Origin of the sequence: Bartonella sp. TT110JLCBS, assembly GCF_042193405.1 — a bacterium.
Taxonomy (GTDB): Bacteria; Pseudomonadota; Alphaproteobacteria; order Rhizobiales; family Rhizobiaceae; genus Bartonella.
On record NZ_JBHILT010000015.1, the window covers coordinates 1 to 21,447 of the forward strand.

The 21,447-nt window shown below is 37.2% G+C and carries 24 protein-coding genes and 1 pseudogene; 7 read left to right on the top strand and 18 right to left on the bottom strand.

The genetic code is table 11. The annotated features are described in order from the left end of the window. The 17 genes from ACFILW_RS06940 to ACFILW_RS07020 all read right to left on the bottom strand — a co-directional run. Window positions 1-402: type IV secretion system protein (locus ACFILW_RS06940; protein ID WP_375685408.1), on the bottom strand; the 402-nt coding region annotated here is incomplete at its 3' end. Between the two features lie 191 nt (window positions 403-593). Beyond that, window positions 594-1,361, bottom strand: a complete 768-nt coding sequence (locus tag ACFILW_RS06945) for a type IV secretion system protein (RefSeq protein ID WP_375685409.1) — start codon at window positions 1,359-1,361, stop codon at window positions 594-596. Further along, complete coding sequence (locus tag ACFILW_RS06950; RefSeq protein WP_375685410.1) at window positions 1,358-3,829, bottom strand: VirB4 family type IV secretion/conjugal transfer ATPase; 2,472 nt, start codon at window positions 3,827-3,829, stop codon at window positions 1,358-1,360. The genes ACFILW_RS06945 and ACFILW_RS06950 overlap by 4 nt, the downstream gene beginning before the upstream one ends. A 2-nt stretch (window positions 3,830-3,831) precedes the next feature. Next, window positions 3,832-4,140 (bottom strand): type IV secretion system protein VirB3, encoded by a 309-nt coding sequence (locus ACFILW_RS06955; RefSeq protein ID WP_175869113.1) that lies wholly within the window; start codon window positions 4,138-4,140, stop codon window positions 3,832-3,834. A 12-nt stretch (window positions 4,141-4,152) separates the two neighbouring features. Next, a complete protein-coding gene (locus tag ACFILW_RS06960; protein WP_375685411.1) occupies window positions 4,153-4,461 on the bottom strand; it encodes a conjugal transfer protein in 309 nt (102 codons plus the stop codon). Window positions 4,462-4,586: 125 nt separating this feature from the next. Next, a complete protein-coding gene (gene trwL / locus ACFILW_RS06965; RefSeq protein ID WP_375685412.1) occupies window positions 4,587-4,901 on the bottom strand; it encodes a VirB2 family type IV secretion system major pilin TrwL in 315 nt (104 codons plus the stop codon). 121 nt (window positions 4,902-5,022) lie between these two features. Beyond that, window positions 5,023-5,334 carry a VirB2 family type IV secretion system major pilin TrwL gene (gene trwL, locus ACFILW_RS06970; RefSeq protein WP_375685413.1) on the bottom strand — a complete coding sequence of 104 codons (312 nt, stop codon included), beginning with the start codon at window positions 5,332-5,334 and terminating at the stop codon, window positions 5,023-5,025. A gap of 126 nt (window positions 5,335-5,460) precedes the next feature. Continuing rightward, window positions 5,461-5,775 carry a VirB2 family type IV secretion system major pilin TrwL gene (gene trwL, locus ACFILW_RS06975; RefSeq protein ID WP_375685414.1) on the bottom strand — a complete coding sequence of 105 codons (315 nt, stop codon included), beginning with the start codon at window positions 5,773-5,775 and terminating at the stop codon, window positions 5,461-5,463. Between the two features lie 52 nt (window positions 5,776-5,827). Then, window positions 5,828-6,148: a VirB2 family type IV secretion system major pilin TrwL gene (trwL, locus tag ACFILW_RS06980; protein ID WP_375685415.1), complete on the bottom strand. Its 321-nt coding sequence runs from the start codon at window positions 6,146-6,148 to the stop codon at window positions 5,828-5,830. Between the two features lie 56 nt (window positions 6,149-6,204). Then, window positions 6,205-6,528, bottom strand: a complete 324-nt coding sequence (trwL, locus tag ACFILW_RS06985) for a VirB2 family type IV secretion system major pilin TrwL (RefSeq protein WP_375685416.1) — start codon at window positions 6,526-6,528, stop codon at window positions 6,205-6,207. 57 nt (window positions 6,529-6,585) lie between these two features. Next, window positions 6,586-6,912: a VirB2 family type IV secretion system major pilin TrwL gene (gene trwL / locus ACFILW_RS06990; RefSeq protein ID WP_375685417.1), complete on the bottom strand. Its 327-nt coding sequence runs from the start codon at window positions 6,910-6,912 to the stop codon at window positions 6,586-6,588. A gap of 73 nt (window positions 6,913-6,985) precedes the next feature. Further along, entirely contained in the window at window positions 6,986-7,303 is a 318-nt protein-coding gene (gene trwL / locus ACFILW_RS06995; RefSeq protein ID WP_375685418.1) for a VirB2 family type IV secretion system major pilin TrwL, read from the bottom strand. A gap of 81 nt (window positions 7,304-7,384) precedes the next feature. Continuing rightward, entirely contained in the window at window positions 7,385-7,696 is a 312-nt protein-coding gene (trwL, locus tag ACFILW_RS07000) for a VirB2 family type IV secretion system major pilin TrwL (RefSeq protein ID WP_375685419.1), read from the bottom strand. A 73-nt stretch (window positions 7,697-7,769) separates the two neighbouring features. Then, window positions 7,770-8,081 carry a VirB2 family type IV secretion system major pilin TrwL gene (trwL, locus tag ACFILW_RS07005; RefSeq protein WP_375685420.1) on the bottom strand — a complete coding sequence of 104 codons (312 nt, stop codon included), beginning with the start codon at window positions 8,079-8,081 and terminating at the stop codon, window positions 7,770-7,772. Continuing rightward, window positions 8,044-8,343, bottom strand: coding sequence for a KorA family transcriptional regulator (korA, locus tag ACFILW_RS07010; protein WP_015857010.1), 300 nt, complete (start codon window positions 8,341-8,343; stop codon window positions 8,044-8,046). Before korA ends, trwL (ACFILW_RS07005) begins: the two co-directional genes overlap by 38 nt. A 124-nt stretch (window positions 8,344-8,467) precedes the next feature. Next, complete coding sequence (locus ACFILW_RS07015; protein WP_375645950.1) at window positions 8,468-9,091, bottom strand: TrwN protein; 624 nt, start codon at window positions 9,089-9,091, stop codon at window positions 8,468-8,470. Continuing rightward, entirely contained in the window at window positions 9,091-9,705 is a 615-nt protein-coding gene (locus tag ACFILW_RS07020) for a hypothetical protein (protein ID WP_375622494.1), read from the bottom strand. The genes ACFILW_RS07015 and ACFILW_RS07020 overlap by 1 nt, the downstream gene beginning before the upstream one ends. Window positions 9,706-9,833: 128 nt before the next feature. Between ACFILW_RS07020 and ACFILW_RS07025 the strand changes: the two genes are divergently transcribed. Beyond that, on the top strand, window positions 9,834-10,121 hold the full coding sequence (locus tag ACFILW_RS07025; protein WP_015857007.1) for an H-NS family nucleoid-associated regulatory protein: 288 nt from the start codon (window positions 9,834-9,836) through the stop codon (window positions 10,119-10,121). A 1,564-nt stretch (window positions 10,122-11,685) separates the two neighbouring features. On the opposite strand, the gene ACFILW_RS07030 is transcribed toward ACFILW_RS07025, so the two are convergent. Then, window positions 11,686-12,963, bottom strand: a complete 1,278-nt coding sequence (locus ACFILW_RS07030) for a ubiquinone biosynthesis hydroxylase (RefSeq protein ID WP_375622496.1) — start codon at window positions 12,961-12,963, stop codon at window positions 11,686-11,688. Between the two features lie 731 nt (window positions 12,964-13,694). Here ACFILW_RS07030 and ACFILW_RS07035 point away from each other — a divergent pair. The 6 genes and pseudogenes from ACFILW_RS07035 to ACFILW_RS07060 all read left to right on the top strand — a co-directional run bounded on the left by ACFILW_RS07035 (window position 13,695) and on the right by ACFILW_RS07060 (window position 21,446). Beyond that, window positions 13,695-16,142 carry a DNA translocase FtsK 4TM domain-containing protein gene (locus ACFILW_RS07035; protein WP_375685421.1) on the top strand — a complete coding sequence of 816 codons (2,448 nt, stop codon included), beginning with the start codon at window positions 13,695-13,697 and terminating at the stop codon, window positions 16,140-16,142. A 707-nt stretch (window positions 16,143-16,849) separates the two neighbouring features. Next, window positions 16,850-17,065 (top strand): annotated as a pseudogene (locus ACFILW_RS07040) (DNA translocase FtsK); the annotation flags it as partial. Window positions 17,066-17,222: 157 nt separating this feature from the next. Continuing rightward, window positions 17,223-17,831 carry an outer membrane lipoprotein carrier protein LolA gene (locus tag ACFILW_RS07045; RefSeq protein WP_375622500.1) on the top strand — a complete coding sequence of 203 codons (609 nt, stop codon included), beginning with the start codon at window positions 17,223-17,225 and terminating at the stop codon, window positions 17,829-17,831. Between the two features lie 33 nt (window positions 17,832-17,864). Then, window positions 17,865-18,680 (top strand): exodeoxyribonuclease III, encoded by an 816-nt coding sequence (locus ACFILW_RS07050; protein ID WP_375622502.1) that lies wholly within the window; start codon window positions 17,865-17,867, stop codon window positions 18,678-18,680. 61 nt (window positions 18,681-18,741) lie between these two features. Next, window positions 18,742-20,223: an efflux transporter outer membrane subunit gene (locus ACFILW_RS07055; RefSeq protein WP_375622504.1), complete on the top strand. Its 1,482-nt coding sequence runs from the start codon at window positions 18,742-18,744 to the stop codon at window positions 20,221-20,223. After that, a complete protein-coding gene (locus ACFILW_RS07060) occupies window positions 20,220-21,446 on the top strand; it encodes an efflux RND transporter periplasmic adaptor subunit (protein ID WP_375622506.1) in 1,227 nt (408 codons plus the stop codon). The genes ACFILW_RS07055 and ACFILW_RS07060 overlap by 4 nt, the downstream gene beginning before the upstream one ends. Window position 21,447: the final 1 nt, after the last annotated feature.

A 21,447-nucleotide genomic window follows, 5' to 3' on the forward strand; every position in this document is an offset into this window, starting at 1 on the left:
GGTTTCTTCGAAAAGACGGCCTGCATATTGAAATCCTTTGGTTGCTGTTGTGTCCAGTAAATTCATTAATTGTGTATCATTGAGTGGATTTGTTATGAGTGCTTTTGATAACTCATAGGGCATTTGTGTTATCAAATCCGCAATTTCACTCTGATAAAGTCCTGTGGTAAGAGCTATTGAAGTAATAATACTTATCCGTAGGAAACGATTTACAAATCCGGAGAGAGGCATATCTATAGCGCCACGAATGATGAGCCAACCATAGATGATGAAGGCGATTGTGAGACCGATTAAAACAAAGGGTGTAATTGTAGCTATTGTTTTTGAGGAAATATCCGTGACATATGTTTTTGTTATCTGATCAATTTTAGTGAAAAGTTGCGTGAACACTGTAAAGTCCATGGCAATTCCTCTTTAACGAATTTTCAACTTTTTATATGATTTTTAAGCATTTTTCGTTGATTTTTTTAGGATGGAATTAAATTTCGTAGACCTTTTCAGTTTATGAGAGATAACTGAATATTATGCATTAACTTTTGCTTTTTACGAGCATACAAGAAAAATAATACAACGAAATATTGTTACAAAAAGCTTTATCTAATAAATCTTATGGTAGGCATTTTCGTGTTTTTACTATTTAAAATTTTTATGTTATGTTTGTCCTTCTGCTGTTTGATAAGTGCATGTTCAGCGTTGCGTAAATGTGCGACCATTTGTAGTTTTGCTGTTTCATTTTGTAGCTTAGCGAGCATTCCAATTATATATGCTTGTAACTCAGCAATACTTTTTAGATCTTTTGTTGTCTTGATTTCGTTTAATAGTTCTTCAATTTGCTGAAAACGATTGTTTGCTTCTTCGAAAGTCTTTAAACTTACGGCTTTATCAGTGACGGCTGCATATTGGCTACGCTTGTTGATAAAACTGCTAGATTCATGGACAGAGATAGGAATTTCTTCTTCTTTTAAAATATTTTCAAGTGATGTAGATAGAGCAGAAGTTTTATTTCTATTGTAGAGATTCTCTGGATTTTTGAGAAAAAAACTGCTGTGATCTGTTTGTGCACTTTTAAGGTTTTTAATATCGAATTTTTGGCTTCCCGTTATAGATTCGCGTATCTTTTTTGTTTCCTCAAGTTGTTTTTTTAGTGTATCGAGAAATTGGGCATCAGATAGAGCTTTCTTTTGTTGTGGAGTTTTTTTAGTCTTTGATGTATTTGAAGATGAACCTCCAAAAAAATTGGGCCATGTCGTTGGAATTGATGCTCCCAAATCTGCCGCTCCAGCGCCCCAAACCCAAGCCATTGCTGGGTTTGGAATCCCTAAAGTTATTACAACTACTATTGAAATGACCTTTTTTTTCATGTTTCCCTCCTGTCATTTTTTGCGTGCTGTAAGAAAATTGGTAACCATATTGCTGGATCATCACCAACTTCCGCGATAATGCTTTCGGCTAACTCTGCATTATCAGGTGTACCTGATAACACCAAGAGCTCGTCACTAAAGTCGTGTTCGATGTTTCTTCCATCGCGAGTCAGATGGAATTTACCAAGATTCAGTTCTGCAAGCGCAGATTGATCACCCTGCTTAATGAGGAATTGGCGACTAAACTCACCAAGTCCTTTAACGAGTTCAAATTCGGTATCTGTTAGTTTAAAGCCTTTTGTATAATCTTCATAGTTTGCTTTGGGGTTGGCTAGAAAAATGTAAGTTGCACACTGTTGAATGAGTGTTTTAGCAATATTACTTTCCAAGGCATCGCTAGGCTCTTGTGTTGCATAAACAAAAATACCATTTTGTTTACGGATCGTCTTTTGTTTATTTTTCGCTAAATCCTCAAAGTACGGATCTTGCAAAGGTTTCCAAAACTCATCAAAGATATACATAAATCGCTGTCCGCTAATCATGCCTTCTGTGCGGTAAAGCAAATACATCATCACTGGAGTGCGAGTTTCAACATTATCTAAAAATTCTGTGATATCAAAGCCGTAAACTTGATGTGTTGAGAGATCAAGAGCATCATGAGGATTATCAAATAACCATCCATAATCACCACCTTCACACCATTTTAGTAAGCGAGCATGAACAGATGGATGAGTATTATAGTCACTTAAACGTGGATTTGGTAAAAATTGTATCAGAAAGGACAAACGACGAAGTGATTGGTCAATGTTACTGCTCATAACAGACATAACCGCTTTATTAATTTCTTCCTCGTCGTGATGCGTAACCTCACCACCAGCTTCTGCTAATTTTTTAACAAATTGTTTCAGAAAAATCAGATTTTCTTGTGTAGGTGGGAGTTGGAAAGGATTGAAACCACTTCTCCTGCCTGGCTTAAATGTTAAATATTTTCCACCCATCGCCCGAATGGCAATTTCCATGCCACGATCTTTATCAAAAACAACAGTTGTCGGCTTAAATTTTTGTGCTTGTGCTAACAAAAAGCCGAGTAACACGGTTTTACCGGAACCAGATTGTCCGATAAGTGCGGTATTACCAAGTAAACGTTTATCTGTCGAGTCTTCTTCAAGTTTGGAGGCATGAAAATTGAAATAAAGTGGTGTTTTACTGGTTGTTTTAAGAATTGTGACAGCTGGTCCCCATGGGTTGCCAGTGGGTTTTCCTGACATGAAATTATGAAAAGATGAAAATGATAAAAAGTTCAATGATGTAATCGGAGCAGGACGTGGTCTCCATTTCCAATTGCCAGGAAGTTGTGCCCAATAGCCAGCCTCTATCGCCAAGTCTACAGGTTTGGGTAGTAACGCAACGTCTAATAATGCTGCACTCGCTTTGGCCATATGGTCGCGAACTTGTTGTATTGTATCACCATAGATAGTCAATGTGCAGTGATGTTCTCCCATGACAAAATGCCCACTGATAAGCTGGTTTAGTGCTTCGTCAATTTGTTCAATTTGGCTCGTTGCCACATCTCTTGCATCAATCAGATTACGCTGATGCCGTTGTAAATAATCTTTAGCAGCATGTCGGGAGAGCACCGAAAAGCTCTGCGTCAATACGAACTCGAAGTCACTTTCCAACAAAACATTTAATTGTCCTGGTTTGGTTGTTGCATCATATTCTTTAATTTCCAGCATTCCAAATCGACGCATTCCACTGGTTGTTCGCAGTTCACCAAGAGCACCCCATTTTGAGAAAAAAGGTCGATTGATAGACATGTAGTCAGCAAAACGGTCATGGCAAATTGGCATGGGGCGATATTCACCATTGATAAGCATTCCAAGGAACTCAAGTGCAGAAGAATAAACATGCCCATTTTTTTCATAAGCACCAAGAAGTTCTGCACCGTAACGGTTTAAAGACTGGCCTAAAGTACGATTGATGTCATTGAGTTCTTTTATACATGTGTCTTGTCGCATCTTTTTTTGATCAAGCGTTTCACGTTCATGTTTAGAAAAGAACGACATAATTTTATCCGCTATCGGTTGAAAAATGACAGTCAGATATAAATCATTGACCATCAAATTATAACCAGTAAAACTTTGCCGATATTTTTCATCAAGTTGATAGCAAAACATTTGATCAAATGTTGAATCAGGATATTCATAAACACGGCGGCGCACAATATGCGTCCAAAATGATAAATTGGCCGACGCAAGACCCCGTAGAGTATTGTTAAGCTCTTTTATCCATTGAAAAATATCTTCTTCTGAAGCGCTTTGATGCGAACGCCCGTCAATTTTCCAAATTGACAAATATTCCGCATTTTTAGTAGAAATAATCGTATCTGTAATATGATGTGAATAAGGCAGAAACAGGCTTACAGGTGTCTCTGATGCAAGGCGTTTGCTGCTTTCAACAGCTGTCATGTTTATCTCCTTTTACTATAATCAGAGGGACTATAACTTGATGCGCCCCAAAAACCTTTGTTGCGATTGCGAAACTTAGTATCGATCCATAACCACCAGATACGAAACGCCTTGTCATCGTTTTTAGTAATTTGCACCATAATGAACCATAATGGAGGTGCCATAATCCACAAAAAGATACTTACTGTCATAGCAATAACAGCGACCCCCATAACCATAACGATAAATGGCATCATGGGGACACCCCATATCGTTGGAACACGTGTTGCTCCCTTGAATAGGGGGAATTCTTTTTTTTCTTGCGATTTCATGGAATGTTCTCATCACTGGAGGTGAAATAATATGTGGCTAATATAGAAAGCTGCACCAGCAATAATGATACTGAATGCCCATCGCATAAATGTAGCTCTTGCGATGATGCGAAATATATAAATAAGCAAAAGTAATAAAAGAAGGATAACAGCAACGATAGGAATAATTATACTTAATCCATATTGCATCCCTATGAAAACATCCAAACTCTTTGTTTCCGTCTGAGCGTATGCAGATTGAGTTATTAATAACATAACTGAAGTGACAACAATAGCACTAATCTTACATATTTTTGATTGAAGCGTATTTAATTGTTTCATATCTTTTATCCCCTTTTAATTAAAGTTGCTATAAATAATATTCCTTTTTTCGTAGTATGAACGACATTATTACTGGTAAAAATCTATAATTGACGAATATTAAAAACATTACGTATTATACTTATTCATGGCTTACCTGTAAATAGCATTGTAGCAAGTTGGGTTGCTGATCCAGCGATGATAACACCAACTGCCCATCGTATAAATGTATCCCTTTCAATGTAACGTCCTGCGTAACCAATTGCTAAACACAAAAGTATAACAGCAGCAGCAACAGGAATAATGTGATCAATAAGATCTTTTTTTAGAGCTTCTAAAGCTTTACTAGCATTCTCTATTTTTGCATATGCGGGATGTGTTGTAAAAAACGCAGTTATAGTTGCAGAAATTACGATGATTCTGTTGTTATTTTTTGATTGAAGATTGATTAGTTTTTGCATACCGTACCCTTATTAAGTTCTTATAAATGCTTTGTATTGACTATTATAAACGGAATAGCATTTTATTATGTTAATAATTTAGATGCACTTTTATCTTAAAAACATTATGTATTATACTAATTCATGGTTGACCTGTGAATAACAGGCTCGCAAGTTGGGTTGCTGATCCAGCGATGATAACACCAACTGCCCATCGTATAAATGTATCCCTTTCAATGTAACGTCCTGCGTAACCAATTGCTAAGCACAAAAGTATAACAGCAGCGGCAATAGGAATAATGTTCTCAATAAGATCTTTTTTTAGAGCATTTAAAGCATCTTCAGCTTTTAGTTTTGCATATGCAGGATGTGCTATAAAAAATACACTTATAGATGCAGAAAGTGCTGTGATTCTGTTGTTGTTTTTTGATCGGAGATTATTGAATTGTTTCATGTTATACTCTTAATTAATGATCTTATTACTTTATATTTATTATTGTAAAACATGTGGTATTTTATATGTTTATAATTATTAGATATAAGAACCCTCAATTATAAAAACATTTTGTATTATACTAATTTATGGTTTACCTGTAAATAGCATTGTAGCAAGTTGGGTTGCTGAGCCAGCGATAATAACACCAACTGCCCATCGTATGAATGTATCCCTTTCAATGTAACGTCCTGCGTAACCAATTGCTAAGCACAAAAGTATAACAGCAGCAGCAACAGGAATGATGTTTTTAATGAGGTCGTCCTGTAAAGCCTTTAAAGCTTTACTAGCATTCTCTATTTTTGCATATGCGGGATGCGTTATAAAAAACGCAGTTATAGTTGCAGAAATTGCAGCAATTCTGTTATTATTTTCCGATTTGAAGCTAACTAACTTTTGCATATTTCTCTCATTAAGGTTTAAATAATATTTTTATATGTTGCTATAGTTAATTTTAAACTGTACCTGTGAATAACAGCTTAGAAAGTTGGACTGCTGAGCCAGCGATAATAACACCAACTGCCCATCGTATAAATGTATCCCTTTCAATGTAACGTCCTGCGTAACCAATTGCTAGGCACAAAAGTATAACAGCAGCGGCAATAGGAATAATGTTGCTAATGAGGTCGTCCCGTAAAGCCTCTAAAGCAGTTTTCGCATTATTTAATTGTGCTTGAGCATACACAGGATTGGCCATAAAAAACGCAGTTATAGTTGCAGAAATTACAGCAATTCTGTTATTATTTTCCGATTTTAAGCTAACTAACTTTTGCATATTTCTCTCATTAAAATTTTAAATAACAGTTTGTATTATAGTTGTCATCTTTAATTTTAAATTGTACCTTTGAATAACAGCTGAGCCAGTTGGGTTGCTGAGCCAGCGATGACAACGCCGATTGCCCATCGTATAAATGTATCTTTTCCGATGTAGCGTCCAGCATAACCAATTGCTAAGCATAAAAGAATCACAGCAGAAGCAACAGGAATAATATTATTAGTAAGATCTTTTTGGAGTTCGTCTAAAGCTTTTTTTGCAGGTTCTAAACCTTTTGATTGGGCCCATACGGGATGTATCATAAAAAATACAGTTAAAGCTGCAGAAAATGTGATGATTTTGTTATTGTTCTTTGATTGGAAACTAATTAGTTTTTGCATATTTCTCTCATTAAGATTTTAAATAACAGTTTGTATTATAGTTGTCATCTTTAAATTTTAATTAACTGTACCTTTAAATAACAAGCTCGCAAGTTGGGTTGCTGATCCAGCGATGATAACACCGATTGCCCATCGTATAAACGTATCCCTTTCAATGTAGCGTCCTGCGTAACCAATTGCTAAACACAAAAGTATAACAGCAGCAGCAACAGGAATAATGTTATCAATAAGATCTTTTTGGAGTCCTTCTAAAGCTTTTTTTGCAGGATCTAAACCTTGTGCTTGGGCCCATACGGGATGTATCATAAAAAATACAGTTAAAGCTGCAGAGGTTTTAGTATCTTTATTCCAGATTATTGTTTGAAGAATTTTCGATTGTCTCATATTGATTGTCTCAATTTAGATTTCTATTTAGAATAAAAAGATATTTTATACAGCATGACTTTAATAGTCATTTTCATGGGCCTTTGAACAACATGTTAGCAAGTTCAGCTGCTGAACCAGCGATAACGACCCCGATTCCCCATCGTACAAATGTATCTTTTCCGATGTAGCGACCTGCATAACCAATTGCTAAGCACAAGAGTATTACGGCAGCAGCAAGAGGGATAATCGTTTTCAAGTCTGTTTGGAGTGCTGTTAAAGCGTCATTTGCAGGCTTTAAAACTGCTGCTTGGGCTAACACAGGATTGGCCATAAAAAATACAGCTAAAGCTACAGAGTTTTTAATAGTTTTATTATGAATTATTCTTTGAAGGATATTTGATTTTTTCATATTTTTATCTCAATTTAGATTTCTCTTTAGAATAAAAAGACATTTTATACTGCATGACTTTAATAATCATTCTCATTACGGTTACGGGAATAGCATTTTAGCAAGTTCAGCTGCTGAACCAGCGATAACGACCCCGATTCCCCATCGTACAAATGTATCTTTTCCGATATAGCGCCCTGCATAAGCAATTGCTAAGCACAAAAGTATAACAGCAGCAGCAATAGGAATAATCACCTTCAAGTCTGTTTGGAGTGCCTCTAAAGCAGTTTTTGCAGGAGTTAAAACTACTGCTTGGGCTAACACAGGATTGGCCATAAAAAATACAGTTAAGGCTGCAGAGGTTTTAGTAATTTTATTTCGAATTATTGTTTGAGGAATTTTTGATTGTTTCATATTATTTATCTCAATTTAGATTTTTCTTTAGAATAAAAAGACATTTTATACTGCATGACTTTAATAGTCATTTTCATGGGCCTTGGAACAACATTTTAGCAAGTTCAGCTGCTGAACCAGCGATAACGACCCCGATTGCCCACCGTACGAATGTATCTTTTCCGATGTAGCGCCCTGCATAAGCAATTGCTAAGCACAAAAGTATAACAGCAGCAGCGATAGGGATAAGTAGCTTTAAGTCATCACGGAGTTTTTCTAAAGCAGTTTTTGCAGTTGTTAATTTTTGAGCATACACAGGATTGGTCATAAAAAATACGGTTAAAGCTGCAGAAAATGCAGCAGTTTTATTACGAGCTGTTGTGTGAAGAATATTTAATTGTTTCATGTTCTTTATCCTGATTAAGATTAAAACTCCCACAAATGACCCCTCGTTCATGAAGAAACTTAAAAAGATATTTTGGATCAGCCCAAGTTCTTAGTTTTCCTCTTTGTGTAAGTAACGTATATTTATTTGGCTTTCCGGTGATTGGATCGTCGGAAATAAACGTGAAATACCATTCCCTTTCTGAAAGCATCACGACTGTAATTTCACGTGCTGCTTTTTGACTAAATGCTATATCAACGCTGTTTTGTTCTATCATTTTCATTATCTTTGCCCTCAATTAGAAGAGATTTTGTTCAATCTTACTAATTAGAGCTTTAACATTTTCTTATCTACCTTTCATTATAATATCCTATCAAAATTCTGGGGTTTCGTGAAAATATCAGTCGTCACTCTAGCGATCTTCTCGATGAAGAAAAATCTTCAGCTGAAAAAGCATCGCGGGCGCTACTTTCTTTATGTGTAAATGCATCTTCTTCTCCTTTTGAAGAAAGAGGAAGAGAATCTACTTTAGTTGTCTGTTCTGGTTCTTCTTTTTTAAGCTTTACAGGCTCCTGCAAGTCTTCATTTCCTCGTACAGCAGCATTTACTCCAATATATGAAGTAACTTTTTGCATACGGGTGTGGTTTGAGTTTTCTGTATTGTAAAAATTCAGCACAGACTGCAAAGTCGCTTTTTCAAAGATGCACTTTGATGTTGTTTGTTCATAGCAGTAAGTTAAAGCACTTTGTACAGCTGTAAGATTTCTGCAAAAATCAAATGCATCAAAAAGAGAAAACAATTTCACATTTCCAACATCTATTTGCCCTAAAATTATGTTAAAATTATGTTCACTCTGTTCAGCTGTTGCAATTGTTTCCTTAAGCTGAGATGATTGATAGAAGAAGTTATCTTTATCATCTGTTACATAAACATTGTCCCGCGCTTCTTGTTCGGCAGTAACTGAAAATGTTATGGGGGGCGTATTGGATATGTATGCAGCAGCAAAAAATGTAAAATCTGGAACAATCATTAGCAATACACCTTATTATGAAGAATTTTATTAATACAAATGCTAATGCTTTGTGGTGCTTTTTCTCGTTGTCTTTTGATTTTATAAATTTGCAGAATGAGATTGTTTAGCTTAGAATATTCCTTGTGATTATTGCTTTGTTCTCTTTTAAGAATATTTCTAATATATGCGAATATCCAACCAACACGATAAAAGTGTGGAATAAAATAGAGCACATTACGCCAACCAATATTATTGGAATCACGAAAAAAGACGCTGCTTTTTAAAAATAATAATCTTTGATACTGTGTTGAAGCTGCTTGTTTTATATAATTCTCTCGTTGCAAAAATCTTTTCAAAAAAAATTTATACGAAGTAAAAAGCCGTTGTGTATGAGGGGAGATTTTATTGTCATAATGAACTACACTATCATTATACAGAGAGGGCTTGTTCTTTGTTGCGTATTGCCATAACTTATAGAGTGACGATTTATATTTACTTTTGACTACTGATTCATGAGAGTCAGAGAGGTGTGATGGTGTTTGAGCACTGCATTTAGTAGTTCCTGCAATTGAACTGAAAAAAGATGCAGTGGTGGTAATTGATATACCAATAAACAGTTCTTTGTGGCTCAAAGCACATCTCCGTCAAAGTGATATATGTATCGTAATTTTAATTTCGATAATAAATGGGCAAAAGTTGTCTATAATTGTGTTTAAAATATGGCAAAAAGAAATTCTTTTTTGCAAGGGGAGTAATTAAGGTGAATGATCTCAAAAATATGAATTTTGATGAGCTACAAGAGATGCGTACACAAATCGATGTGGAATTAAAAAAACGGCAAGCAAAGGAAAAGCAAAATGCGCGACGAAAAATTCTTGAAATTGCTAATGCCCATGGAATTGATATCGCTGATCTTGTGAGCAAAGAGCGCCATTATAGAAATCCCAATAACCAATGGGAATTATGGAATGGGCGTGGACGTAGACCTAAGTGGATTAAAGAGTGGTTGGAGAATGGGTATACACTTGATGAACTCGAAGTAACGTAATACGTGTGCGATATTTACAAGATAAGGGAATACTAAGGAATGTAAATGCAAGAAGTATGCTCTTTTGGGTAATTTGATTGTATAAACATACTGAACAAATATATTAAAGTATTGAGTTACCAAATACAACAATAGGGAGCGTGAACAAATTTATTTAAATGCAAAAGGTCTTGTTGGCATAATCTGGCAAGCATAATGATGATGCCAGGTTGAAATATTGTAATTGCTTTTGGCATGTGAGAGAGGGGGGTATTTTACTTCTTTTTATCGTTTCATTAACGTTGCTCTTTTTAGTCTATGTAAATAAAGAGTTTTATTGATTATTTACAAAAATGGTCGAAATGAGAATAATTTATTGCATAGGGATTTTAACTCAATATGTAAAATGATAATTTTATCAATTAATATGTTAATAAATTAGCATACTTATATTTTTGAAATACTGTTCTGTAGAACAAGCCTGATGTTATAGATTTTGTTTGGTCTTTTTTCTGTAAGATTATATATGAGGCATTTGCTTTATTTATCGTTCATTGGGATGAGTGAGTGTGTAGAAAAATGGAAAATTTCTATGGCTGTCATGGGTTTTAAATTTATGACATATTTCTGAGCGTTTGTGATTAAAATTCATTATATGAGCGTTTATGAATAATGAATAAAGAGTGTATTTGAAAATAAAAGGATTGGATCATTTCTATTGCGGTTTATCTTCTTTTATGGTGTGAAATAGGGGGGGTATGCAGGTTTACAATTGTGTGTGATGGTATAGAGTGCGGAACACTTTGTTATATATCGGAATATTTTTTCTAAAATTGTGTGGTATTCCACAATAAATTAAAGGGTTTGTCTGAGAAACAAAATGTCCCAAACGGAATGCATTTGTGTTTCCAATTTACGCGCTTTTTTAAGAAAAATTTTTCAATGCAACTAAGCTTATTTTATAGCGCTTCTCGTGAATAGTATAACGTAAAAGTCTCTATGAGCATATAAAGTCCATTGTACACCACCATTTTTGCTTCAATAAAAAGTGAGTCTGTGCCATTACACACTTTACTCGCCTCCAATGTTGCTAAAGTCCTTAGTTCTCGAGAGGGGGAGGCTTTTGTCGCTTTGTTTAATTGTTTTTATTTATACGACACTTTCGCTTGTGATGTGCAAGCGAATGATTTTGATTGCTTCAACATGTAGAGAGATTTGAAATAAGGGTATTTTATGATCTTTAGATTTCTCACTCAGTATGAGAACAAGGAATTTATTATTTATAAAGAAAAGTGTTGTGTGCTAAAATGTCTTGTTTATTTTATTATGCTGTGAAATGGCTCCTTTAAAGGTGTGGTGATATAAGGCAACCTCTTTGAGACATTAAATGTTTTTTTCAGTGTATGGTGAGTATTCTTAAAATGTAGCTTGCTTGTCGAGTCTTATGTGGAGTGAAATATGGGGGGAGGAAGGCAAGAGAAAATTACTCGACAGGAATCCGGTTTGCAAACAGATTAGATGAGATAGGAATTTTTTGTTCTTTGAAGGAGGGAGGCAAAGGTTATAAAATAGTATGAATTTTTGTTTAAAGTGGGAAGCCGTGTAGAAGACGTGGGGCATTTGGAGTGAGTCCGGCAGCTTCTTGAATGAAGTATTTTTTTATTTTTGGTGCTTGATTAATGATTCCAAGGCCGGTATCGCGGAGCATCCTTAAAAGAAGGTTATCATTAGAAAAGAGTTTATTAAGCCAATCATTGCTTAAAGCCATACGGACAATTTCAAAACGTCTCCAGCTTTGATAGCGCTCTAAAGCTATGAGGGAGCCAATATCAAGACCTAGTCGTGCTGTTTCAATAATCACTTCAGCCAGCGCAGCGCTATCGCGTAATCCTAAATTGAGTCCTTGTCCTGCAATGGGGTGGATGGTATGGGCGGCATCGCCAACAAGAGCAAAACGTGGTTTAATGCATTGACGTGTTAAAGAAAGGCTCAAAGGAAAAGCTTGACGTTCGCCATCCCAAGAGAGTTTACCTAATCGATGGCCAATGCGTCTTTCGAGTTCTGTTTCAAAAATAAGTGCATCAGCTTTAAGATAATATTGCGCAGTTCTATGATCTTCATTCCACACAATAGCGGATCGGTTGCCTTTGAGAGGGAGAAGAGCAAAAGGACCAGCAGGTAAAAAATGTTGAATTGCTTGACCATTATGGGGTTTTTCATGTTCAACTGTGCAGATGATTGCTGTTTGTTTATAGGGATGAGAAAAGTTTTTAAGACCTGCTTTTTGGCGTAATTTCGAATGGGCTCCGTCAGCTGCAATCAGCAATTTTGTTTGCCAAACCTCTTCATTATTTAAAGTGACGGTTGTATGTTGGTCTTCTTGATGAAAATCAATGACACGCGTGTTTGCAATAACAGGGATATTGAGATCTTTGACACGTTTTTTTAAAGTGTTGATGAGTTCTCTATGCTCTACCATAGCAGCAAAGGGTTCACCCGGGTTAATGTCGCCTTCAAAGGTTAAAAGAGTGGGTTTGACAGGATCACTTGTGTTTGTATCTGTGATGATCATTGAATGAATGGGTTGCGCATAGGGTTTTATAGGTTCCCAACATTGTAATTGTTTTAACATACGAATAGAAGCAGCAGCAAGGGCAATGGTTCGTATGTTAGAAGCAGGGGGATCTCCTTGTGGAGCAGCATCAACGATTTTTATTTTCAGATTAGGGGCTGTTTGCTTGAGTGCTATCGCTAAGGTTAAACCGACAGCTGCCCCTCCGGCAATGAGCAGATCACATTGTTTAGTTTTATGAGATTTAATTTTTTTATTGGGTTGTACGTCTTTATTGCGATTAGAACACACAATACTTCTTCCATTGTTTACAGTTTGCTTTCTTTTAAAAAGAATATCTTTTTACATTGCCTAAAATATCTTAACTTTTACTTTTCTCTCTGCTTTACAAAAACGAGGTTTCTTTTTGGCGCCAATCTGATGACAGATTGGTTTTTCAGAGTTTTTCTGCTTAATCATTTATGTGATTCATCTTACAGATTTATCGGATAAGCTTTTTTGAATATCTTCTTCAATTCTTTTTACACTTGGTTGATAAAAAAGAAAACTAAAAATAAACAAAGATGGTCATGTATTTTTTAAGTTGTGTGAGTTACTTCAGTATGCCTGTCCTGAAGGGGGACATTTCGTTAGTATGATAGATAAAAAATTGTGGTCATTCGTGATGGTTAAAACAGTATTCATATTTTGCCGTTATCATGATGTAGCGTAAAAAACATCATCTGTTTAGGAAGGTGCTTATAGCACCCATGTAACATTTTACACATGAGGTGTTTTTTGGTTGATCGTTTGATAAATATTCAGGGAGAGCTTTTGTGCGCCTTATGAAGGATTGTCTCTTAGGGTGGTGGTATATGAATGATATGAAGTGGTTAGAAGGTAGAACGCGCTAGATAAGAAGTCGGATTGTTTACAGGCTATTTGTTTACAAATCGGCACAGAGTTTAAGCCTTATCCTTTTTAAGAGAGAGAGGGAGTTATAACTCTTTAAAATATGAAAGTTTTGTATTTGGAATTGATAGATGCACCGAAGTTCTTCTCCTTATGATTCATTAGAAGTGCGAAATTCTCAAGGTTCGCGTCTTATTGAGATGTTTTTACGTCAGATAGGGGTATTTATTGGGCTTGGGCTTTTGGGCTTTATTATTTTTTGTGTGTTTGCTTTGGCGACGTGGAATGTTGCGGACCCATCTTTAACCCATGCAAGTACAAATGAGGTTACAAACCTTATGGGGTGGATGGGGGCAGTTTTTTCAGATTTTATTATGCAGTTTTTTGGCTTGGCAAGTCTTTCTGTTTTGTTGCCACCGTTATTTTGGTCTTTTCTCTTGTTGGCGCAAAAGAATATCTACAATTTGACTTTGCGCTTTTTTTTATGGGTGCTATCAACGATTTGGTTTTTAATTGCTTTTGCCCTTATGTCTCCTGTTGCTTCTTTTACTTATTGGCCATTGCCAATGGGATTGGGAGGGGTTTTAGGAGATAAAGTTTTAAGTGTTGTTTCTTCAGTCTTTCCTCTTTTTCTTTCTCCTCCTTACACGGTGTTTTTCAGTGTTGTTTTTATTCTTTTAGGTTTTTTCACCGCTGCTTTTGCTGGCAATGTGATATGGCGGCGTCGAACAAAGAAAAGAAAAGAAAAAAGCATTCCAAAAGACGAAATCATTAATCCAGTCTTTGAGTTGGAAGAAGATACGGAATATGCCGCAGAGGAGGATCGTAAAAATCATGGTTTTTTTGCGACAACTTGTGGCGCTCTTTTGCATCTTTTTTATTTTTTACAAGCGCGTTTTTTTCGTTTATTCAATTTCAAAAGGCGTTTTCAGAGTAAAGGGCAAGGAAAGCCATTTGATCGGATTGAGCCAACTTTTTTGGGTGAAAAAGTAAAGTATAAGGAAAATCAAAATCAAAATAAAACCTATGTTTCTCCTAGTAAAAATCGAAAGTCTTTAACAGCTTCTTCAAAGGGTGGTTTTGTTCTTCCTCTTGTAGATTATCTTTCGGTTCCACCACCGTCTGTTAGGGATGCAAAACTTTCTCCTGCTGTTTTAAGAGCAAATTCTCAGGAACTTGAAGGGGTTTTGTTAGATTTTGGGGTCAAAGGAAAAATTATAGATGCTTGTCCTGGACCGGTAGTAACTTTGTATGAATTTGAACCGGCTGCAGGCATTAAGTCTTCCCGTATCATTGGTTTGGCAGATGATATTGCACGCTCGATGCGTGCTATTTCAGCGCGTGTTGCGGTGGTTCCAGGACGTAATGTTATTGGAATAGAATTGCCTAATGCAAATCGTGAGATGGTTTATTTACGAGAAATGTTGCAGGCGCAAGAATTTATTGACAGCAAAGCCAAGCTAGGACTTGCTTTGGGTAAGACAATCGGGGGGGAAGCTGTTGTTGCAGATTTAGCAAAAATGCCCCATCTTTTGGTTGCTGGTACAACAGGATCGGGAAAGTCTGTTGCTATCAATACAATGATTTTATCATTGCTTTATCGTATGACACCTGAACAATGTCGTCTCATTATGGTGGACCCGAAAATGCTTGAGCTTTCGGTTTATGATGGCATTCCCCATTTACTAACACCCGTGGTGACAGATCCTAAAAAAGCCGTGATTGCTTTAAAGTGGGCTGTTCGTGAAATGGAAGAGCGCTATAGTAAAATGTCAAAACTAGGCGTTCGTAATATTGATGGGTTTAATGCACGTCTTAGGGAAGCTGCAAGTCAGGGAGAGACAATGGTGCGGACAATTCAAGTTGGATTTGATCATGAGACTGGTGAGCCTCTTTATGAAACGGAAACACTTGATTTTAGTCCTATGCCATATATTGTTGTTATTATTGATGAAATGGCTGATTTGATGATGGTTGCTGGTAAAGATATTGAAGGTGCGGTTCAACGTTTAGCACAAATGGCACGTGCTGCCGGTATCCATGTAATTATGGCGACACAGCGTCCTTCCGTCGATGTTATTACTGGGACGATTAAAGCCAATTTTCCTACACGTATTTCTTTTTCTGTGAGTTCAAAAATCGATAGTCGAACAATTTTAGGCGAACAGGGGGCCGAGCAATTATTGGGACAAGGAGATATGCTCTTTATGATGGGAGGAGGACGTATTCAGCGTGTGCATGGGCCTTTTGTTGCGGATGATGAAGTGGAGCAGGTTGTTGCGCATCTCAAAGCGCAAGCACGACCTGATTATTTAGAAACAATTACGCAAGAAGTTGAAGAGGATGGTGCTGATGTTTCTTTATCTTCTCCTTCAGAAGATGATCCCTATAGTCAAGCTGTTGCTATTGTGCTTCGTGATCGTAAGGCCTCGACCTCTTATATTCAACGCCGTTTAGGCATTGGTTATAACCGTGCTGCGACATTGATTGAGAGGATGGAAGAAGAAGGTATCATTAGTCCAGCAAATCACGCAGGGAAACGAGAAATTTTAGTGCCGGCTGAAGAAGAACGCTTTTGAAAATCTTGATAGTTGTTTTTTATAATACCTTGTAAAACAAGTGTTTATCCTATTGTATCGTAGAAAGTCTGCATTTTCATATACCAGCTCTCAATTTGCGATAGCTCTTTGGTACTTGAGACTTCTTGTAAGGGATTCTTTATCTTATATAACTTTTATCCATACACCAACCTTGCTTGTAACGTGCAAGCAAATGATTTGAATTGATTCAATATGAGAGAGTATGTGATGAGAGAATCTTATTGTATTTGGCGTTATGATTTAAGTTAAAAAGATAAATTATTATAAATCAATATCTTGGTATAAAATAATGTCATTGCGAGTGTAGAGGGGGGTAAAAGCATGTAAGGTTTGGTATTTAAGTGTCTTTTTAAGTGCGCTCTCAATATTTAGGGCAAGGCTGATCTGTCGATTCTTAATATAAATGAATTATATTGGGTGGGAAGTTAAGTGAAATTTGCTAAACTCCAAACTGTTTACAGAGCGGTTCTGGTGAAAATTTTTATTCTTTTGGGTGAGAAGGAAGTCAAAAAAGTATTTTTGATACTTAAAAGAGCTTTCAGGTTTGCGAGTAATATGTTTAGTCCTTAATCCATTATGTCTTGACTATAATTTATGTTGCTTCATAGATTAGGGGTGGAAAAGAATATATTATGCGTTTAGAAAAGCAGGAAATTTGGATGCTTTCGGAAACTTAAACGCAGACTGATTATTTGGAAACGATACCGCAAGAAATAAAGAGGGATGTTTCTTTAGCAGATGATCTCTATTGTCAAGCTGTTGCTATTGTGCTTCGTGATCGTAAGGCTTCAACTTCTTATATTCAATGTCGTTTAGGCATTGGTTATAACCGTGCCGCAACATTGATTGAAAGGATGGAAGAAGAAGGCATCATTAGTCCAGCAAATGATATGGGTAAGTGAAAAGTTTTGGAGACTGTCGAAGAAGAATACTCTTAAAAATCTTTTGATAGTTTTTTCAAACAATATCTTTATCTTATAAAGAAAGGTATTTATTCATCGTTGATTACTTAAGTTATGAATTATAAAGTCAATTAAGTATTGCTTGGGAGCATTTTTTATGAAAACGTCTTTTTTACTGCAAAGAAGAGTCTTTGGGTTGGTGGGAATTATTATCTTTTGGTGTTTTACTTTTCCTGTTTTTTCGCAAGCATCTAATAAAGTGATAAAGGCGCAAAATGTTGTGAATCACTTTGCGGCAATCAAAACAATGACAGGTGATTTTATTCAGTTTAGTCCAAAGGGAAAAATGTCTCAGGGGACATTTTATTTAGAGCGCCCAGGGAAAATTCGTTTCATTTACAAAAAAATACCTTTACAAATTATTGCAGATGGCCAATTTGTGGGTATTAACAATCGGGCTTTGAATACTTGGAACTTTTCACAACTTTCGCAAACGCCAATGAAGTTTTTGTTGGATGATAAAATTGATGTATCTTCTGGGCGCTTGTTGGCATTTCGTGAAGATCCAGGGGCTGTAACGATTGTTCTGCGTGATAAAACGATTGGGGCAGGGCAAATAAGGATGGTTTTTGATTCTAAAGGCTCTGCTTTGCGGCAGTGGACAATTGTTGACCAACAAAATTTGGAAACTACTGTGCAGGTTATGAATGTTCGGACAGACGTCCGGTTCGCTAATGGGATGTTCACGCTTCCTTCGAAAAAATGAAGAAAGAGTGTTACGTTATTTGGATTAAAACAAATGTTCTTTCGTATTGCGACTTGGAATATTAATTCTATTCGTTTGCGTCTTGCACAAGTTTTTCAGTATTTGGAACTCTTTTCCGCAGATATTTTGTGTCTACAGGAAACAAAATGTCCAGATGCTTTATTTCCAGTGGAGGCTTTTGAAGCAGCGGGTTATAAGCATATCGCATTGAGTGGACAAAAATCTTATAACGGGGTGGCTATTGTTTCTCGTTTGCCTTTTAAAAAGGTAGAAAAACGTTTTTTTTGTCAAAACCAAGATTGCCGTTATATCTCAGTTATTGTGGAAGCCCATGGGAGAAGTTTGCGGATTCATAATTTTTATGTTCCTGCTGGGGGAGATATCCCTGATGCTGATGTGAATGAAAAATTTCGTCATAAGCTTGATTTTTTAGAAGAAATGTCCTCCATTCGTGCGGATCAAGGCGATGGTCTTTCTTCTCTTTTGGTGGGAGATTTAAATATTGCTCCTTTGGCAGAGGATGTTTGGTCTCATCAGCAATTGTTGAAGGTTGTAAGCCATACTCCCATTGAAACCGAGCGTTTACAGGATTTGTGTTGTCAAGGTGGATGGGTTGATCTGATGCGGTTGCATATTCCTGTTCCTACCAAGCTTTACACATGGTGGAGTTATCGTGCTCGCGATTGGGCATTTACCGATTATGGGCGGCGGCTTGATCATGTTTGGTCTTCTCAAGATTTAGCCCCTTTTGTTGTAGATCTTTCTATTTTTCGTGATGCGCGCGGATGGGACCGTCCTTCAGATCATATTCCTGTGCAAACTGTATTTGATTTTTCACGTCAAGTTTGAAATAAGAGGTAAATAAAGTATTAATATTAAATAATGATTCTGAAAGAATGCGGAAGACTGGATGTATATCAGAAATCTTAAATGGGGCGCTTCTCGTGGATTATTTTCTAGTGTCTTGTTGTGTTTGCTTTTGTCAGGATGTATGGTTGGTCCTAATTACCAGAAAACATCTTTTCGTGTTCCAGCAGTTTGGGGAGAAAAATCTGCACAGACTGCAGGGCAGCCGGTTGCGCTTGCCGGTTGGTGGCGGCGTTTGAATGATCCTGTTCTAGATGCATTAATGGATTACGCGATTTCTGGAAATAATAATGTCGCTGTTGCCAAAGCTCGGGTACGTGAGGCGCGTGCGGGGTTAGGGCAGGTTGTGGGAACTCTTTTACCAAATGTATCCAATTCAATTTCAGGAACCCGTAGTCGTTCTGGACAGTCTGATGCATTGTTAAACCAGTATAGTAGTGGTTTTGATGCAAGCTGGGAGCTGGATTTTTTTGGTGGGCATAAACGTGCGGTTGAAGCAGCGCGTTATGGCCTTGATGCGGCTGTGGAAGATATGCGCGCTACCATGGTGACATTACTTGGAGATGTGGCAACAAATTATGTGCAAATGCGTGGTTGGCAACAAAAGTTGTTGATTGTGCGGCAAATTGCTGTATCACAACGTAAAACTTATGAACTGATGCGCACTAGATTAAAAGCTGGTGATGTTTCAGAGCTTGATGTTTCAAATGCGCAAGCACAAATGGCAAATACAGAAGCAGATATATCACAGATGGAAGCAAATTTAGCAATGAGCGTTCATCGCCTTTCTGTCTTAACTGGTCGTGTGCCTACGGCATTGAAAGATCTTTTACAAAAAAATGCTAAGCATGCAAAGATTCCACAACCACACTGGCCGATACCAGCAGGAATTCCAGCCGATATTTTGTTAACACGTCCGGATTTACGACGGGCAGAGCGTCAATATGCGCAAGCGACAGCACGGATTGGTCAACGTGAAGCAGATCGTTATCCATCACTTACTTTAACAGGTAATATTTCGACAGCAGCAACGGCAATTGATCAATTATGGAAAAATTCAACGATTGGCTGGTCTTTTGGACCTGGTCTTCGTTTTCCTCTTTTTAATGGAGGTCAGGTCGAGGCTTCTATTGCGGTAGCGCGCGCGCAGCGTGATCAAGCTTTTATTACTTATCGAGCTGCTGTGTTGGAGGCTTTAGAAGATGTAGAAAATGCGCTTGTAAGATTAACGAAGGAACATCAACGCTTAGAAAAGCTAATCGTTGCGAATAAAGCTTCTCTTCATTCCTTAAAACTTTCACGGAGTCTTTTTGAGAATGGAAATACTAGTTTTCTTGAATTGTTAAATGCTGATCGCTCTTATTATTCTGCACAAATGGCGCTTAAAGATAGCCGTGTTTCTTTGGTTACGCAATATATCACGTTGATGAAAGCATTGGGGGGAGGCTGGGATGGCGTTGTTGATGTATCGCGTCCAGAAGTTGTTGATAATGCACCTCGTTCGCGTGCAAAGGTAGGGAAATGAAAAAAAACTTACTCAAAAATTTCATTACAAAACACAAAAAACTTTCCTTCTTTTTAACTGTTATATTTCTCATTTTCTCGTTGTTATGGTTACGTTCTGTTTTTTTTGGAACATCTACTCCAACTTATATAACAGCGGTGGTGAAGCGTGGGGATATTGAGGAAAGTGTTTTAGCTTCAGGTCTTGTACGTCCTTACCGGTTGGTGGCTGTTGGTGCGCGTGCAACAGGGCGTGTGGTGTCAATGCGTGTTTCCCCTGGGAGTGTGGTGAAAGAAGGCGATCTCTTGGCAGAAATTGATCCTACAGATCAGGAAAATGATTTAAAAAGAAAAAAAGCAGCATTATCACATTATTATGCGAGTTTGGTAGAACAAGAAGCCTATTTTTCTCTTGCTCAGAAAAATTTAGAACGTCAGAAAAAAATGATCGAAACACGTGCGGTTTCACGGGCGAATTTCGATGAAGTTGCGACACAGGTGAAAATACGTGAGGCGCAAATTGAACAACTTCGTCAGCAGATTGTGCAAGCACAAATTGATGTGGAGAGTGCAGAGGTTAATTTAGGTTATACACGCATCACTGCCCCTTTAGCGGGAACAGTTTTGGCAACAGTTGTGGAAGAAGGGCAGAATGTGAATGCGGTTCAGTCGGCGCCAACAATTGTTATTTTGGGTGATTTATCAAAGATGACGATCAAGGCGCAAATCTCAGAAGCTGATGTTCTTAAAGTCCGAGCTGGACAACCACTTTATTTTACAGTTTTAGGTAATTCACAGCGTCGTTATGAAGGCGTTTTAGAAAAAGTAGAGCCGGCTCCTGAAGAAATTCGTGCTGATGTGAGTATTAATCCTGGTATGGTGGGTGGTTCTAGTGCTTTAATATCATCGGCTATCTATTACAATGGAATTTTACATGTTGATAATGCGGACAATTTTTTGCGAACCTATATGACTGCTCAAGTTCATATTATCTTAGGGCGCGCGCAGAATGTCTTGTTGGTTCCAAGTGATGCTTTACGCGATGAGACAAGAGAGCGTAAAGCATGGGTTTCTGTTTTGGTGGGGGAAAATAAAGTGGTTACTAAACAGGTGAGCGTTGGGTTGAATAATAAGGTTATGGCAGAGATTATTTCAGGACTTAACGAGGGTGATGTCGTCATCACCAATTCATCTGATGGAGTGATGCCAGAGTCTTCTAACATGCATAGCGAAGACGAGAGTTAAA